The organism is Thermus kawarayensis JCM 12314, from assembly GCF_055393575.1.
Map to the genome: position 1 here is coordinate 1 of NZ_AP043758.1, position 13,258 is coordinate 13,258.

The 13,258-nt window shown below is 68.3% G+C and carries 20 protein-coding genes; 11 read left to right on the forward strand and 9 right to left on the reverse strand.

Annotation, left to right across the window (positions count from 1 at the left end; all coding sequences use genetic code 11):
• The first annotated feature begins 208 nt into the window (after positions 1-208).
• The gene (locus ACZ5RK_RS12705) at positions 209-1,162 is read left to right on the forward strand and encodes an IS110 family RNA-guided transposase (RefSeq protein WP_464910266.1); all 954 of its coding nucleotides are present in this window, start codon (positions 209-211) and stop codon (positions 1,160-1,162) included.
• On the opposite strand, the gene ACZ5RK_RS12710 is transcribed toward ACZ5RK_RS12705, so the two are convergent.
• From ACZ5RK_RS12710 to ACZ5RK_RS12740, 7 genes are all read right to left on the reverse strand, one after another.
• Entirely contained in the window at positions 1,119-1,364 is a 246-nt protein-coding gene (locus ACZ5RK_RS12710) for a type II toxin-antitoxin system antitoxin (RefSeq protein WP_464910323.1), read from the reverse strand. The two genes, ACZ5RK_RS12705 and ACZ5RK_RS12710, sit on opposite strands and share 44 nt — an antisense overlap.
• A 48-nt stretch (positions 1,365-1,412) precedes the next feature.
• The gene (locus ACZ5RK_RS12715; protein WP_206201751.1) at positions 1,413-2,297 is read right to left on the reverse strand and encodes an ABC transporter ATP-binding protein; all 885 of its coding nucleotides are present in this window, start codon (positions 2,295-2,297) and stop codon (positions 1,413-1,415) included.
• An 8-nt stretch (positions 2,298-2,305) separates the two neighbouring features.
• Entirely contained in the window at positions 2,306-3,247 is a 942-nt protein-coding gene (locus ACZ5RK_RS12720; protein WP_464910324.1) for a lantibiotic dehydratase, read from the reverse strand.
• Positions 3,248-3,273: 26 nt separating this feature from the next.
• The gene (locus ACZ5RK_RS12725; protein ID WP_054647482.1) at positions 3,274-4,017 is read right to left on the reverse strand and encodes an ABC transporter permease; all 744 of its coding nucleotides are present in this window, start codon (positions 4,015-4,017) and stop codon (positions 3,274-3,276) included.
• A gap of 362 nt (positions 4,018-4,379) precedes the next feature.
• Positions 4,380-4,514 carry a LuxR C-terminal-related transcriptional regulator gene (locus ACZ5RK_RS12730; protein WP_464910325.1) on the reverse strand — a complete coding sequence of 45 codons (135 nt, stop codon included), beginning with the start codon at positions 4,512-4,514 and terminating at the stop codon, positions 4,380-4,382.
• A 140-nt stretch (positions 4,515-4,654) separates the two neighbouring features.
• Positions 4,655-5,002: a DUF5615 family PIN-like protein gene (locus ACZ5RK_RS12735; RefSeq protein WP_126207015.1), complete on the reverse strand. Its 348-nt coding sequence runs from the start codon at positions 5,000-5,002 to the stop codon at positions 4,655-4,657.
• The gene (locus ACZ5RK_RS12740) at positions 4,999-5,304 is read right to left on the reverse strand and encodes a DUF433 domain-containing protein (RefSeq protein WP_014511052.1); all 306 of its coding nucleotides are present in this window, start codon (positions 5,302-5,304) and stop codon (positions 4,999-5,001) included. The genes ACZ5RK_RS12735 and ACZ5RK_RS12740 overlap by 4 nt, the downstream gene beginning before the upstream one ends.
• Positions 5,305-5,492: 188 nt before the next feature.
• On the opposite strand from ACZ5RK_RS12740, the gene ACZ5RK_RS12745 reads away from it, so the two are divergent.
• From ACZ5RK_RS12745 to ACZ5RK_RS12790, 10 genes are all read left to right on the forward strand, one after another.
• Positions 5,493-6,137: a LexA family protein gene (locus ACZ5RK_RS12745; RefSeq protein ID WP_014677643.1), complete on the forward strand. Its 645-nt coding sequence runs from the start codon at positions 5,493-5,495 to the stop codon at positions 6,135-6,137.
• An 82-nt stretch (positions 6,138-6,219) separates the two neighbouring features.
• Positions 6,220-6,513: a hypothetical protein gene (locus tag ACZ5RK_RS12750; RefSeq protein ID WP_172596982.1), complete on the forward strand. Its 294-nt coding sequence runs from the start codon at positions 6,220-6,222 to the stop codon at positions 6,511-6,513.
• Positions 6,514-6,579: 66 nt separating this feature from the next.
• The gene (locus tag ACZ5RK_RS12755) at positions 6,580-7,494 is read left to right on the forward strand and encodes a toprim domain-containing protein (RefSeq protein WP_464910326.1); all 915 of its coding nucleotides are present in this window, start codon (positions 6,580-6,582) and stop codon (positions 7,492-7,494) included.
• Positions 7,482-8,492 carry a hypothetical protein gene (locus tag ACZ5RK_RS12760; RefSeq protein ID WP_464910327.1) on the forward strand — a complete coding sequence of 337 codons (1,011 nt, stop codon included), beginning with the start codon at positions 7,482-7,484 and terminating at the stop codon, positions 8,490-8,492. The genes ACZ5RK_RS12755 and ACZ5RK_RS12760 overlap by 13 nt, the downstream gene beginning before the upstream one ends.
• A gap of 45 nt (positions 8,493-8,537) precedes the next feature.
• Positions 8,538-9,392: a hypothetical protein gene (locus tag ACZ5RK_RS12765; RefSeq protein ID WP_054647567.1), complete on the forward strand. Its 855-nt coding sequence runs from the start codon at positions 8,538-8,540 to the stop codon at positions 9,390-9,392.
• A 3-nt stretch (positions 9,393-9,395) separates the two neighbouring features.
• Positions 9,396-9,866, forward strand: coding sequence for a hypothetical protein (locus tag ACZ5RK_RS12770; RefSeq protein ID WP_464910328.1), 471 nt, complete (start codon positions 9,396-9,398; stop codon positions 9,864-9,866).
• Positions 9,867-9,870: 4 nt separating this feature from the next.
• Positions 9,871-10,065 (forward strand): hypothetical protein, encoded by a 195-nt coding sequence (locus tag ACZ5RK_RS12775; protein ID WP_054647568.1) that lies wholly within the window; start codon positions 9,871-9,873, stop codon positions 10,063-10,065.
• The gene (locus tag ACZ5RK_RS12780) at positions 10,062-10,403 is read left to right on the forward strand and encodes a hypothetical protein (RefSeq protein ID WP_054647569.1); all 342 of its coding nucleotides are present in this window, start codon (positions 10,062-10,064) and stop codon (positions 10,401-10,403) included. Before ACZ5RK_RS12775 ends, ACZ5RK_RS12780 begins: the two co-directional genes overlap by 4 nt.
• A gap of 24 nt (positions 10,404-10,427) precedes the next feature.
• On the forward strand, positions 10,428-10,682 hold the full coding sequence (locus tag ACZ5RK_RS12785; RefSeq protein ID WP_464910329.1) for an AbrB/MazE/SpoVT family DNA-binding domain-containing protein: 255 nt from the start codon (positions 10,428-10,430) through the stop codon (positions 10,680-10,682).
• On the forward strand, positions 10,675-11,070 hold the full coding sequence (locus ACZ5RK_RS12790) for a type II toxin-antitoxin system VapC family toxin (RefSeq protein WP_464910330.1): 396 nt from the start codon (positions 10,675-10,677) through the stop codon (positions 11,068-11,070). Before ACZ5RK_RS12785 ends, ACZ5RK_RS12790 begins: the two co-directional genes overlap by 8 nt.
• On the opposite strand, the gene ACZ5RK_RS12795 is transcribed toward ACZ5RK_RS12790, so the two are convergent.
• Positions 11,067-11,555: a hypothetical protein gene (locus ACZ5RK_RS12795; protein WP_464910331.1), complete on the reverse strand. Its 489-nt coding sequence runs from the start codon at positions 11,553-11,555 to the stop codon at positions 11,067-11,069. The two genes, ACZ5RK_RS12790 and ACZ5RK_RS12795, sit on opposite strands and share 4 nt — an antisense overlap.
• Positions 11,552-13,153 carry a hypothetical protein gene (locus ACZ5RK_RS12800; protein ID WP_464910332.1) on the reverse strand — a complete coding sequence of 534 codons (1,602 nt, stop codon included), beginning with the start codon at positions 13,151-13,153 and terminating at the stop codon, positions 11,552-11,554. The genes ACZ5RK_RS12795 and ACZ5RK_RS12800 overlap by 4 nt, the downstream gene beginning before the upstream one ends.
• Between the last annotated feature and the right edge of the window lie 105 nt (positions 13,154-13,258).

Genomic DNA, 13,258 nt, shown 5'->3' on the forward strand with positions numbered 1-13,258 from the left:
GTACACAGACTCTTACACATGTATCTTGCCTCCTGAGGGAGGCCCTACCGCCCTTACACTCGGGCCCCCACGCCCGCAGTTTTGATCGGTAGCCACCCGCCCCGGCCTCCCCGCCGCACAGTATCCCGGTCGTGAAAGACCGCATCCACATGGAAGGCCCACAGGGTCGGGTGGCCACCTCCCTCAGTCTACCCAAAGGAGAAAGACCATGCTCTGCGCAGGCATTGACGTCAGCAAGCCCCACCTGGACCTGGCCCTGGCCTCCGGCACCGCCAAGCCCACCCGCCTCCGCTTCCCCAACACCCCTGAAGGCCGCCAAGCCCTCCTCGCCGCCCTCGCCCACCACCGCCCCGCCTGGGTGGCCCTGGAGCCCACGGGCGCCTACCACTTCCCCCTCCTCAAGCTCCTGGTGGAGAAGGGCTTCCAGGTGGCCCTGGTCAACCCCTATCACCTGGCCGCCTTCCGCAAGGCTAAGGGAGAACGCAACAAGACGGACGGCCACGACGCCCTCCTCCTCGCCCGCTACGCCCAGGTCTACCACGCCGAGCTCCGGGCCTACACCCTCCCCCCAGAAGCCCTCCGGGAGCTCAGGGCCCTGGTGGGCTACCGGGAGGACTTAGCCGGGCGGGAGCGGGCCATCCTGAACCAGATGGAGGCGGTGGAGTGGGCGGGGAGTGAGGGGGTCCTCGCCCTCCTCCAGAGGGAGCTGGCCTGCGTGAGGGGGCTCCTTGGGGAGGTGGAGGCCAGGGTCCAGGCCCTCCTGGCCACCCTCCCTGAGGCGGAGGTGCTGATGGGCCTGCCCGGGGTGGGGCCCCAGGTGGCGGCGGCGGTGCTGGCCCTCCTGCCCCCGGAGCTCTGGGGCCGGGCGAAGGCGGCGGCCTCCTACGCGGGGCTCATTCCCGAGCGGGAGGAGTCGGGGAAGAGCGTGGAGAGGAGCCGGCTCTCCAGGAAAGGGCCTCCTCTCTTGCGGCGGAAGCTTTACATGGGGGCCCTGGTGGCGGTGCGGCACGACCCGGAGATGCGGGCCTTCTACCACCGCCTGCTCTCGCGGGGAAAGAGGAAGAAGCAGGCCTTGGTGGCTGTGGCCCACAAGCTCCTCAGGCGGATGATGGGGAGGCTCAGGGAGTACTACGCCGGTCGGTGGGCCCAGGGGGTGGCTTGACGTTCAAGACAGTATCATAACTCTTGACACGACCCTCCTCTTTCTTCCACCGGCCCGCCCGCCGGGCCGCCTCCTTTAGGAGGTATTCTATCTGGGCATTGACGCTCCGAAGCTCGTCCTGCGCACACTTCTCCAGGACGGCGTAGAGCCTGGGGTCCAGGCGCAGGAGGAAGGTGCGGAATGTGGAGTCTAGGGGGTGCATATGCGGAGCGCGCTCCAGATGAGCCTGGTCATAGGGCAAAAGAGGGAGCTAAGCCTGCTCTCGGATCAGCTCGTGAAACACCTCTTCTAGGGCTGGTTCACGCACCTCCAAGTCGCTCAGGTTGGGATCAACGGCTAGGATCTGGGGAATGACCGACTCGGGCCGCTCGGTAGCCAGCTCAACATAATCCCCCACTGCGGAAGCCTGGAGCACACCGGGCAGGCTTTCAAAGGCTTTAGAGCCGATGTGGCTGCGAAAGCGGATAACCTTGCCCCCTAACTGCGATTTTACCCACTTCACCGGCCCATCGGCCCGCACCCGCCCTTTGTGGAGCACGACGACCCGCTCCGCCCAGCGGTCGGCCTCATCTAGGTAGTGGGTGGTGAAGAACAGGGTCTTCCCCTGAGCCCATTCGTATAGGGATTTCCAGAAAGCCCGCCGGTAATCTGGATCTAAGCCTACGGTGGGCTCGTCAAGCACAAGGAGCTCTGGATTGCCGCAGATGGCTAGGGCAAACTGCACCCGCCGCTGCTGCCCTCCGGAGAGACGACCATACCAACGATCCTCGAGGCCCTCTAGCCCCGCCAGGTGGAGCGTTTCGGCCAAAGGGAGCGGGTCGGGGTAGTAGCTCCGGAAGAGCTCCACCGCCTCGCGCACCCGCAGGGTCGGGGGGATGGCGGCCGACTGCAACATGACCCCTAACCGGCGGCGGGCCCTGAGCGATTTAGGGCTCTCACCGAACAGCTCCACCCGGCCTGTGTCCGGGCGTAGGAGTCCCACGGACAAGTGCACCAAAGTGGTCTTTCCTGACCCATTTGGCCCCAGGAGCGCCACCTTTTCCCCCGGGGCAAGCGTCAGGCTCACCCCTTCAAGCGCCCGCACGCTGCCGTAAGCCTTGCTGACCTCTTGGAAGAACAGGATGCTATCTCTCATCATGCCCTCTACGCCAACAAGAAAACCGCGTCCCAGGCTTCCCCCAACATCCCTGACGCGGCCAGCAACACCAGAGCAACCCCGGCCGCTTGCTGCAAGCCAAATTCTTCGTAAAGGGCTTTGAGGAGCTTGGTGCCTTCCCCAATCTTCGTCGCATTGATTTCTTGAATAAGCCTCGAAGCTTGTAGCACCCTTTCAGTCGTCTCGCTGGGTGGGGAGGTTGGCGGGATCATGCGCGCAAGGTACGAATGAGGTTCCATCTCGGTGAGGGGAGGTCGCAAGGTGCTCAGGAGCACGCTTTCGTCCAGCAGTTTGAGCAGGAAGAGGTCGATATCGACTTCTGAACTCTGTGGGTAGCGCTCTTGCAGCCGGCGGATTAAGTCGCCATACTGGACTGGCCGAGCAGCGTATTCGAGGATTACTTGCACCGGATCGGTAAGGCGTATCCAAGCCTGTCCTGGATCCTGGCCCCGACCGTAGCCATCCCGGCAGGTAACGCGAATCCGGCTGTACCAGCGCAACAGTGCTGGATTGGCGTAAACGTAGAGTTCAGAGCGCAACGCCGGATCGCGCTCGAGGGACTGCACAAAGGCGAGCGCCTGGCCATAGTCCAATCGAGCCCGCTTCTGATGGCTGCCGAGGCCAGCCAACCGCAGCCGTGTCTGCTCCTCAATCGGTACAAATGCCACTCCAGCGAATAGACCAAACGGGGTGGGTCGCGTGGTGGCCCGAATGAGGTACCGCAACAGCCCTAACAGCTGACTTGTACCCGGCGCTTTCTCTCCGTCTCGCCAACGCTCGGCCTCGCGTGCCAGGCTTGGGCTCGCCAGCCACAACGCCTCCATGAAAGCCGGTTCGCGCAGGATTTCCAAAAGATAGTCGGCGAGCCCGTCTGGTGCAGATAGCGCCTGAAGATACCACTCGACGGGGAACAGCGGGACGCGCACCATAGCCCCTTGCACCGTGCACCCCCAGATCATCCGAAGGTGCTGCCCTCGTCGCGGCCAAAAAGCCACGCGGCCAGCAGCAGGAAGGCTATGGTATACGCGGCGAGCAGCACGAAAGAAGGAAGCGAGGGCGAGGCCAGGCCTACCGCACCAAGCGCTAAATCAATGAAGAGGGCGCTCGGAAGGTACGAGAAGATGGTCTGGATCCACTCTGGGAGGCGAAGCAAAGGCATGAACACCGGGAAAAGGACGAATGCCGCGGTATAGACGATAAGCGGCTGAGCCGAGTTCGGCCGCACGAGGTAGGCCGCGGCCAGGCCCAAGGCGGTGAAGGGCAGACTGCCCAGCACCAGGGCCAGCGTCAGCGAAACCCAGGCGTAGTAGGGCCAGGAAACCGCCCCGAAGACCAGCTCCACCAGGAGCACACCCAAGGCGGTCAGGGCGGCCATAACCGCCCCTGTGGAAACCTTCCCCAGGAAATAAGCCAGGGGCGGCATGGGCGCTACCTGGCGCAGGCGGATCCAGCCGTAGGCGCGCTCCGAGGCTGCCCCTAGCCCTATCGCGAGCAGCCCTACGTTCATGACCCCTAAGGCGGCGAAGCGGACGAGGAATTCCTCGCCGAGGCCGCCGAGGTCGCGGCCCATTAGGAGGAGCAGCCCATAAGCACCTACACCGCCAAGCGGGGTGCCGATGAACTGCCCGGGGATCCGCAGCTGCTGGAGTAGGTCGTATTTAGCCTCCAAAAAGTAGGGGTTACCCCTCGTCGCGTTCATAAGCTGCTTTGAGAAAAAAAAGGGGCCCCAACGACCGCTGAGGCCCGAAAGCGGCGCTCAAGCCGGCAGTTCCTCAGTTCGGGGACAGGCCAGCAGGGTGATGGTGACAACGCAGCACAAGTTGCTGCGAAAACTAATGACGATGGTTGCGCAGACCAAAGTACTTTGCGGGCTCACCGTACCTGCATCCATTGCGGCACTGGTCCTGATGTCTAGACTAGCCAGATCAAAAGGGTTGAGGCTTGCAACTGCCATACACAACCTCCCTCCTCTTTCCGCCCCAACTCTTGGGGGTCGCCTTTAAAATAGAGCCACGGGATTTTGGATTCAAGAGAAAAGCTCACATCCAAGCCAGTAAAAACTCACATCCCACGCCACCCACGGCAGTGGGGGAGCAAGCCCAGGTAGTACAGCGCGAGCTCCACTCGGTTCTCCAAGCCCAGCTTGTCCTGTAGGCTGGACACCCAGTTATACACCGTCCGCTTGGATACACTCATAAATCCTTACACGACCAGGGGGGTAGGCGCCTCAGCAGGTAGAGTCCCCCAGAAGCCGGAGACCTTCAAGCTCCTGGCTTGTGACCGAGGAGCCCAAAAGGAGCCGGTGGACCTCCTTGAAGGAAATGCGAAGGCCAACCCTAGAAGGGCAGGTACAGGATGGCGTTCTCCAGCTCCCCAGGTCGCGCGGCGGTCAGAAGGAGCTCCAGATCCTCCAAGATCCGGCCCACGCCGACCCCCCGGCGCAAGAGGATGAGCCCAGACATGGGCCTGCCCTCCTCTATGCGCCGCGCGGCCTCGGCGCTCAGGGTGGCGTGGTCCCTAGACACCAGTACCCGTCCTTCCCGGGCGGCCCACTCCAGGACCTCAGCGTCTGATCTCCCCCCAAGGCCCACGTCTACTACCCGCACCACGTCTAGCCCGGGATGGCGCCGCTTCAGGCCCAGGAAGAGGGCCTTTTCCACGTTCTCGTCCAAAAGGAGCCTCACGCCCTACCCAGCCGGGCGAGAAGGGCCTTGGGGAAGTGGACTCGGGCCCGCTCCTCCGCCTCCTGAGCCGCCCTCTTCGCCCTCTCCCGATAGGCGGCCACCTCCTCCGGGTGGCGCAGAGCCCAGGCGAGGACGGCGTACACGTCCGCAAGGCTTAGGCTGGGGTAGGCCAGGACCATCTCCTCGGGGGAGAGCCCCCCCTCGTAGGCGTCCAGGAGGTCTTCCAGGTAGACCCGGGTGCCCTCTACCCGGAGGCCTCCGGCCTCGTCCGCCACCAGGGGGATCCGCTCGGTCAGGACCATGCGCCCCTCAGTATACTCAGGAGCCGCTCCGCGCGCCTAGATTTTGTAGTCGGTCAGCACATGCCTTCGTACGCTCCTCCTCGCGGAGATTGGAGTGCCCTACGCCGTTTTGCCCGCTGACCGAAGAACCTTGGGTGGAGGGCTTGCATCCCTCGGGGTACTGTTATAAAACAGGTAGAGGAGGACCTATGGCACCCCCTTTGCCGGCTGGGCAAAAGCGGGTCTTTTTAGAAGTGGCGCGGCTCCTGCGCCAGGGCCTTTCCCCCACGGCCCACGACCTAACCCGGGCCTTGGGCTTGCGGCCGCAGACCGTGCGCCAGCACCTGGAGGCCCTGGCCCGGAAGGGCCTGGTGGTCCTCTATCCCCAAGGGCACGGCCGCCCCACCCACGTGGAGCTCACACCGGAGGGGAGGCTGCTTGCGGGCCTCGCCATTCCGGTGGTGGGAAGGGTTCCTGCGGGGCCCCTGGAGGAGGCTCTGGAGGAGGTGGAGGGCCTCATCCCCCTGCCCGCACGCCCTAACCTTTTCGCCCTCGTGGTGGAAGGGGACAGCATGGCGGAGTACCTCCTGGATGGGGACGTGGTGGTGGTGGAGCGGGGAGTAAGGCCGAGGCGAGGGGAGATTGCCGCCGTGCTTCACGAGGGGAAGACCACGCTCAAGTACATCTACCCCGAAGGGGACATGGTGGTCCTCAAACCCCACAACCCCGCCTATCCCACCCTACGCTTGCCCGCCTCGGAGGTGGAGGTCCAGGGAGTGTTTCGCTTCCTCCTGAGGGGAAGGGAGGCCCTCGAGGCGATGCGGCTTCTTTTGAGGTGGAGCTATGAGCACTGAAGCCCTTTTCCGCGTTCGGGTTGAAGAGGAAGGGAGGTCAGGGTTCCGGCTGTTGCGGTTGCTCCCCTCGCGGGAGCGGTTGGTGGTGGTTCTACGCGAAAGCGCCCTCGAGGGGCTTTTGCGCCTTCCCGAGGGCTCCTTCCGCAGGCTGGCCCATGGCGAGGCCAGCGTGGTGTCTATGGCCAGCCTGCTCCCCGAGGAGCGGCTGCAGCTGGAGACCCTGGGCTATGCTCGGACCTTCAGGCGGCCCAAGGGGGAGGTGGCGGCGGAGGTCTTCTTCCTCCAGGAGGAGATCCCCCTGGTTTGGGCGAGACTGGACCTGGACGGGGCGGGGGTGGTGCTGGAGGCCTTCTTGGAACCCGAGGAGGTGCTCTAAGGGCCCGGGGGCCTAGCGGCCCCACGGGAAGGGGCGTGGACCCACTCACCCAGGCGATCGAACACGGTGGACCTGCCGGAGCTCGTGGCCCGGCTCTTCCCAGAGTCGGGGGGGGCCAGGCCCGGCAGGCCCGGGCTTTACCGGGCGGTCTGGCGGGGGGACAGGAAGCCCTCCCTCTCCCTCTTCAAGGCCGGGGGAGTGTGGTTCTTCCGGGACCACGCCACCGGGGAGAGCGGCAACGCCTACCACCTGCTCCTGGCCGCGGGCTTCTCCAAGGAGGAGGCGGTGGCCATCCTTCTTGGGGAGAGGCCCCTCCCCGAGCTCCCGAAGCGGCTCCGGCGCGGGAAGGAGAAGCCCAAGCCCCCGGTGGACCTGGGGGCCGCCCTTTCCGAGGCCCAGGCCCGCCTCCGGGAGGCGAAGGAGCTTCCCGAGGTCCTGAGGGGGCGGGGCCTCACCCTAAAGGAAGCGCTCCTCCTCGGGATGGGGCTTTCCCCCGAGGGGGACCTCTACCTCCCCATCCACGACCCCGGGGGGAGGCTGGTGGCGGTGAAGGTGCGGCACCTGAGGCCCAGGGAGGGCCAGCGCTACCGCTACCTCACCCGGGGGTGCGGCACGCCGCCCTGGTACGGCCCGGGCTACGGGAAGCGGGCGGGGGTCCTGGTGGTGGAGGGGGAGCTCAACGCCGTGGCCCTCTACCTCGCCGTGGGGGACCTCCTGGACGTGGTGGGGGTGGCCGGGGTGAACGGCACCCTCCCCGAGCCGGACGGCAGGCCCACCTTCCTCCTCCTGGACGGGGACGAGGCCGGGAGGAAGGCGGCGGAGAGGTGGCAGGCGGAGCTTGGGGGCTACCTGCTCACCCCCCTCGAGGACGCCGACGCGTGCGAGGTGGCCGAGGCCAAGGGGCGGGAAGCCCTCAGGAAGGAGGTCCTGGCCCGGGTAGCCGAGGCTTTCCTGGAAAAAGGTGTAGCATGGAGTCCGTGAACGCTCACCTGGTCCCCTTCAAGGAAGGCCACCTCCTGGTCTCGGAGGCGGGCGTCTTCGCCCTGGCGGAAGAGGCGAAGAAGGCCGAGGCCCTGGGCCGGGAGGCCTACGCCCTCCTCGCCCTTCCCGTGGTGCCCCTGGTGGTGGGGAGCTACCGGCGGGGGTACCACGGGGGGGTCCTCCACGTGGCCTCCCTGGAGGAACACCTCCAGGCCCTTCCCCGCGTCCTCTCCCCGGCGGACGTGGACCGGATCGTCGCCTTCCTCAAGGGGGAAGGGGAGAGGCCGGAGGTGCGCCTCCTCGAGCCGGGGCGGCCCTCCTCTCCCCGCCCCCAGGAGGTGGCTCCTGGGGAGAGAACCCCGACAGGCCCTCCCTCGCCACCCCAGGACGGGGAGGCGCCTCCCGAGGTGGCCCCGCAAGGTAGCCCCGCCGACCGGGAGGGAAATCGGCCCGCCCCTCCCAGGGGGAGGGTCCTCACCCGGGAGCGGGAGCCCTTCCCCTTTCCTGAAGGGGAGAGGCGGCTTCCCCTGGTGTCCCTTCTCCTCCTCGCCGCCTCCCTTCCCCTCGTCCTCTACCCCGCCCTGGTGGGGGCCATTCCCGGGGCCCTGGCCCTCTTCCCCGCTCTCAACCTCCTCCTGGTGCAGGACCGCCTCCTGAAGCGCGGGGGGCTTGCCCGGGAGTACGTGGGCGCCTTCAAGGGGCTCCTCTTCGGCCTGGCCCTGGTGGTCCTCCTGGGGGGAGCGGTCCACGGAGTCCTCCCCTCCCTGGCGGGGGGCCTGGCGTGGGCCCTCCTCCCCGCCCTCTACGGGGTGGCGGCGGGCCTTTGGCCCCTCCCCTTGGGACGCCCCGCCCGCCTCTACGCCCAGGCGGTGGGGGACGCCCTGGGGCCCGCCGCCCTCTTCGCCCCCCTGGCCTTCCTCTACGCCGTGCCCCTGGGGCTCGCCCTGGCCGCCCTGGGCCTCCTGGCCCTCCTGGGGAGGTACTTGGGGGAGGACTAGCAACAAAAACTTGCTTAGAAGTGCAGAATGTGGCAACATGAGGGTATGCGGTTGCCTACCGTGTTGCTTGCCCTCACGATGGCCTTTCCGGCCCAGGCCCAGGTGGTGCTCAAGACCTACTACGCGGAGGACCTGGTGAAGACTCCGGGTCTTCTGGAGGTGAGCCCCGGCTTCACCACGGTCATAGACTTCTGGGACACGGTGGACGCGGCATTCTCCGCCAAGCGGGAGCTCCTTCGCCTCGAGGGGGGCGGGAGCAGGCTCCTCCTCTCCACGGGGATGATGGGCACCCAGGCGGGGGCCGTGCCCGTGAAGAGCGGGATGACCGACCTGGTGGTGGAGGTGGGGGGGCGGACCCTCCTCTTCACCGTGCGCATCGGGCCGGGGGAGTACCCGAGGCGCTACCAGGTCCTGCTCAAGAGGACCCAGGGGGGCACCTACGCTCCCGTGGGGGTGGGTTCCACAGGCTTCCGGGAGGCCCCGGCCCTCCCCGCTCCCCAGTCTCCCGCTCCTTCCCGCCCCGCCCAGGGGGTGCAGGCCTCGCCCCCGGAGCCCCAGGTGGCCTTCACCACCACCGTGGAGGCTCCTTCCGGAGAGGGAGGGAAGGTGAGCGTCTTCTTCACCCTGGAGAACCGGGGGAGAAACCCGGTGAGCTTCGCCCTCAACGACCTCCAGGTGCTTCAGGAGGGAAAGCCCCTCCGGTTTGAGGTGCGCCGGGACCCCCTGAAGGCGGTGCTCGGCCCTGGGGAGGGGCAGAGCGGGGTCATCGTGGTGCAGGGGGCGAAGCCCGGGGAACTCCTCCTCAGGTGGCGAGGGGTGGAGCTCGGGCCGGGGCGGAGCTTCCTTCTGGAGAGGCGGCTTCTGGGCAAGACCATCGAGGTCCAGACGGAAGGGAGGTAGGCCTTGGACCTCCTCGCTCCCTGGCTGGAGGGCCCCTTCACCCTGAAGGAGGCCCTGGAGCGCTACGGGGAGGCCCTGGTGGCGGAGGCCCTGAGGCGGCGGGCGCTGAAGCCGGTGATGACCCGGCTCGGGCCCGTCCTGGTCCCCGGGGGACGGGGGCGGGTGCTCCTCGGCCTCACCCGGTACTACACTCCCAGGCCCGGGCCCCTGGAGGTGGCCCTCCTGGTGCGGCGACAAGCGGAGGCCATGGCGAGGGAGGGCTACCGCGTCCTGAGGCGCGAGGGGGCGAGGGCCGTCCTGGAGCGGAACGGGGAGCGGGTCCTCCTGGTGGGGAGTCGTGGGCCCTTGGGAAGACGGCCCAAACCCCTGGACGACCTCGAGGCCACCGCCACCCGGGTGGTGGTCCTGGTCCCCGAGGGGACCGTGAAGCGGTCCCGGATAGAGGTGAGGGAGGTGGGGGTTGGAAGTAGCTAACGCCATGAGGGAACTCGTCCTGAGCCTGAAGCCCCCCGAGGGGGTCATCCTGGCCATCACCACCCTGGGCATCGCCCTGGGGGGCTTCCTCATCGCCATCGGGGAGCGGGAGCGGGGGGTGGGCTACCTCATCGCCGCCCTCCTCGGGGGCATCCTCGCCTGGAACGCCCAGGCCCTTTTGAGCCTCATCGGCATATGAACGAGGTCCTCTGTGCCGTGAGCCGGCTGGTGTGCGCCCTCACCCCACCTGTGGTCCTGGTGTGGGCGCTGGTCCTCTTGGCCGTGGTCCTCCTGGGCTACCGGGTGGTGATGGGGGACCTCCGGCGGGCCAAGTGGAGCCTGGTGGCCCTCCTCCTCCTCGCCGGGCTCCTCGCCCCGGTGCCGAACGGGCAAGGGGGGAGGACGGCGGCCTTCTACCCCCTGATCCGCATGCTCACCGGGGGGTACGGGGCCTGCACCTTCATCGGGCCGCCTCCCCGGTACACCCCTTCCCCCGACGAAAGGCCCGTGAAGGGCCTCTCGTGTGGGGGGTCGTGAGAGCTTTGGTGTAGAATGGCTTATATGGTGAAGAAAGCAGAGTTCACCACGCTCACCCTGGACGCCCAGGGCCGGGTGCTCCTTCCCCGTCCCCTCCGCCAGGCCCTGGGCCTGGGGCCGGGGGCCAGGCTGGTGGCCCTGGTGGAGGAGGGGCGTCTGGTCCTCATCCCCTGGGAGCGGGCGGAAGAGGAGCTCTGGGCGGAGCTCGCCGACCTCCGGGAAAGCCTCGCCGAGGAGCTTCTGAGGGAGCGCCGTCTTGAGGCCGAGCGGGATGCCTGAGGGGCCGCGAAAGCTCCTTGACGCCTCGGCCCTCCTCGCCTACCTGCAGAGGGAGCCGGGCTTTGAGGCGGTGCGGGAAGCCCTCCGGGAGGGTGCGGCCATCAGCGCGGTGAACCTGGCCGAGGTGGCGGGCAAGCTCAAGGCCAAGGGAAAGGACCCGGACCGCATCGTGAGGCGGCTTCTCGCCATGGGTTTAGAGGTCCTGCCCTTCACCCTGGAGGAGGCCCTGGAGGCGGGCGCCCTGGACCCCCTGACCCGGCCCCTGGGCCTTTCCCTGGGGGACCGGGCCTGCCTGGCCGCCGGGAAGGTGCGCGGCCTGCCCGTTCTCACCGCCGACCGTGGCTGGCTCGGGGTGGTGCCGGGGGTGGAGGTGCGTGTGGTGCGCTAGGTCCAGGGGGCCTCGAGGACCCTCACCCCGGGGAGGAGGGTCTTCAGGTAGGCCACCCGCTCCGGGACGGGAGCTCCCCAGACCTGGCCCACGAACCTCCGGGCGAAGGCCTCCCTCTTGGCCCGCACCCGGGCCCGGGCGTAGCCCCCGGCGTCGTACTCCACCGCCACGGGGCCCTCGGGGGTGAACCACACGGCATCGGGCTCCTCCACGGGGTGGCGGGGCTTGAGGCTTACCCGCCACGCCCCGGGGTCAGGCGGGACCCCCAGGCGGAGCCTCAGCTCGGCCACCCCCGCCAGGTGGCGTAGGGCGGCGAGGGGGTAGCGGGCCACGCTGGGGTGGGCGTAGAAGACCACGGGCTCGCTCAGGCGGTAGTAGGTGAGGCCCAGGTAGCCCTCCACCCGCACCGCCTCCTGGGGAGGGAGGAGGCCCCAGCGCCTGGCCTGCCCTTCGGACCAGGCGAGGTCCACGTGGAGGGGGCTCACTGCCCTCCCGCCCCCAGCACCAGGACCGTGAGGGGCGTGCCCTGGCCCACCTCCGCCACCCGCACCACGGCCCTGGTGCCCTCGGGGACGGAAAACAGGTCCGCCGCCGCCGCCCCCAGGAAGAGCTCCAGGGGCGGGGCCTGGCCCTGCTGAATCACCGTGCCCGAAGGCGTGGTGGTGACGGTGGTCTGCTGGCTCCGGGCCCGCACGTAGTCGGAGAGGCCCCTCAAGGACCCCCGCACCAGGTCGGCCACCAGGGAGGGGGCCTCCTCCCGCACCTGGGCGGGCAGGCCCTGGGCCAGGTCAGCCCCTAGGACCACGGCCCGCACGGGGAAGACCTTCCCCGCCAGAACCGCCTGGTCCAGGTTCACCTCCACCCGGCGGGTGGGGGAGAGCTTGGCCTTGCCCAGGAAGGTGGCCCCGTCCTCCGTCTCCAGGGCCACGGGGACCTCCTGCCCCTCGGGCACCACCAGCTTCACCGCGAGCCTCCCGGAGAGCCGGGTGCCGGGGAGGTAGGGGGAGGAGGTGGTGGCGGAAGGCGTGGTGGCCGGGGTGGAAGGCGTGGAGGAGGGAGCCTGTCCCCGCCCGAAGACCTCGGGCAGGTTGGCCTCGAAAAGACCGGGCCCCTGGGCCTGGGGCGGGGCGGGAGAGGAGGGGGCCGCCTGGGGCGCCTCGGCCTTCCTGTAGGCCACGAAGGAGGAGACGGGGGCCACCTGGCCCGAGGCGCTACCCGCCTGGCCCTGGTAGACGGCGAGGCCCGGCCCGGCGGAAGCTTCTTGGGCCTGGGCCTTGAGGGGCACGGAGAGGGAGGTCTGGGCCGGGGCCTCCCCCTGGGCCTGGGGGGCGTAGAGGACCATGGAGGGCGAAGCGGCCTGGGCCTCCCCGGTGGGGCGGAGGTAGAGGGTGAGGGAAGGCCCCTCAAGGTAGCTTCCCTGACCGGTGGCCCCGGCCTGGACAGGGTAGGTTCCCGTGCTCCCCATGGTCTGGGGTGGGGGAGGCACCTCCCCGGCAGACGATGGCGTGGGCGGAGGGGGGACTTCCCCTGACGGGGAAGCAACCTGGGCCTGCCCGCCCTGGGGGGCCTGGGCCCCGGTTGGCCCCGGGGTGGCTGTTCCGGGGGACGCCTGGGCTCCCACTCCCTGGGGGGCGGCCCCGAGGTGTTCCCCTGATGGGGAAGCGACCGCAGAGGCCACGCTCTGGGCCGGGGGAGGGGTCTGGGCCTGGGCCGCCGGGCGCTTGGGGCCACCCAGGTTGTTCATGGCCCACATGAGGATGAAGACGCTCATGACCCCGCCCACCCCCACCATGATCTGCTTGGGCCTCGAGGGCACCCACTCCCCGGTGAGTTCGTCGTAGCGGTTGAGGAGGCGGTTGTAGAGGTCCCGGAGGAAGGCCCGCTTCCTCACCTCCTGCCTCACCTCCTCCTCGGGGGGCTTCACCTGCTCAAACTCAATCCCCCCCTCCAGGAGGGCGGCCAGCTCCGGGTCCTGCCCCCTGAGCTCCTCCAGGAGGGCGTAGAAGCCGGGCTCATCCGGCTCGGGGAGCTTCCTGCCGAGCTTCTCCTCCACCTCCTTGCGCACCTCTGGGTTCAGCCTCACGCCCCTATGTTGCCACATAAGGGCGTGGATTTGCTATAATGGCAGTAGTGTGAGGTTGAAAGGGGGTGGAAACCTGGGGTGAGCGAGAGGGCGGGTTCGTAGGTC

Coding starts and splice junctions, on each gene's coding strand:
- ACZ5RK_RS12715 (WP_206201751.1), bottom strand. CDS start 2,297: ATGAGAGATAGCATCCTGTTCTTCCAAGAGGTCAGCAAGGCTTACGGC.
- ACZ5RK_RS12785 (WP_464910329.1), top strand. CDS start 10,428: ATGGTGAAGAAAGCAGAGTTCACCACGCTCACCCTGGACGCCCAGGGC.
- ACZ5RK_RS12710 (WP_464910323.1), bottom strand. CDS start 1,364: ATGCACCCCCTAGACTCCACATTCCGCACCTTCCTCCTGCGCCTGGAC.
- ACZ5RK_RS12720 (WP_464910324.1), bottom strand. CDS start 3,247: ATGGTGCGCGTCCCGCTGTTCCCCGTCGAGTGGTATCTTCAGGCGCTA.
- ACZ5RK_RS12740 (WP_014511052.1), bottom strand. CDS start 5,304: ATGGTCCTGACCGAGCGGATCCCCCTGGTGGCGGACGAGGCCGGAGGC.
- ACZ5RK_RS12760 (WP_464910327.1), top strand. CDS start 7,482: ATGGAGTCCGTGAACGCTCACCTGGTCCCCTTCAAGGAAGGCCACCTC.
- ACZ5RK_RS12745 (WP_014677643.1), top strand. CDS start 5,493: ATGGCACCCCCTTTGCCGGCTGGGCAAAAGCGGGTCTTTTTAGAAGTG.
- ACZ5RK_RS12780 (WP_054647569.1), top strand. CDS start 10,062: ATGAACGAGGTCCTCTGTGCCGTGAGCCGGCTGGTGTGCGCCCTCACC.
- ACZ5RK_RS12705 (WP_464910266.1), top strand. CDS start 209: ATGCTCTGCGCAGGCATTGACGTCAGCAAGCCCCACCTGGACCTGGCC.
- ACZ5RK_RS12725 (WP_054647482.1), bottom strand. CDS start 4,017: ATGAACGCGACGAGGGGTAACCCCTACTTTTTGGAGGCTAAATACGAC.
- ACZ5RK_RS12730 (WP_464910325.1), bottom strand. CDS start 4,514: ATGAGTGTATCCAAGCGGACGGTGTATAACTGGGTGTCCAGCCTACAG.
- ACZ5RK_RS12765 (WP_054647567.1), top strand. CDS start 8,538: ATGCGGTTGCCTACCGTGTTGCTTGCCCTCACGATGGCCTTTCCGGCC.
- ACZ5RK_RS12790 (WP_464910330.1), top strand. CDS start 10,675: ATGCCTGAGGGGCCGCGAAAGCTCCTTGACGCCTCGGCCCTCCTCGCC.
- ACZ5RK_RS12775 (WP_054647568.1), top strand. CDS start 9,871: ATGAGGGAACTCGTCCTGAGCCTGAAGCCCCCCGAGGGGGTCATCCTG.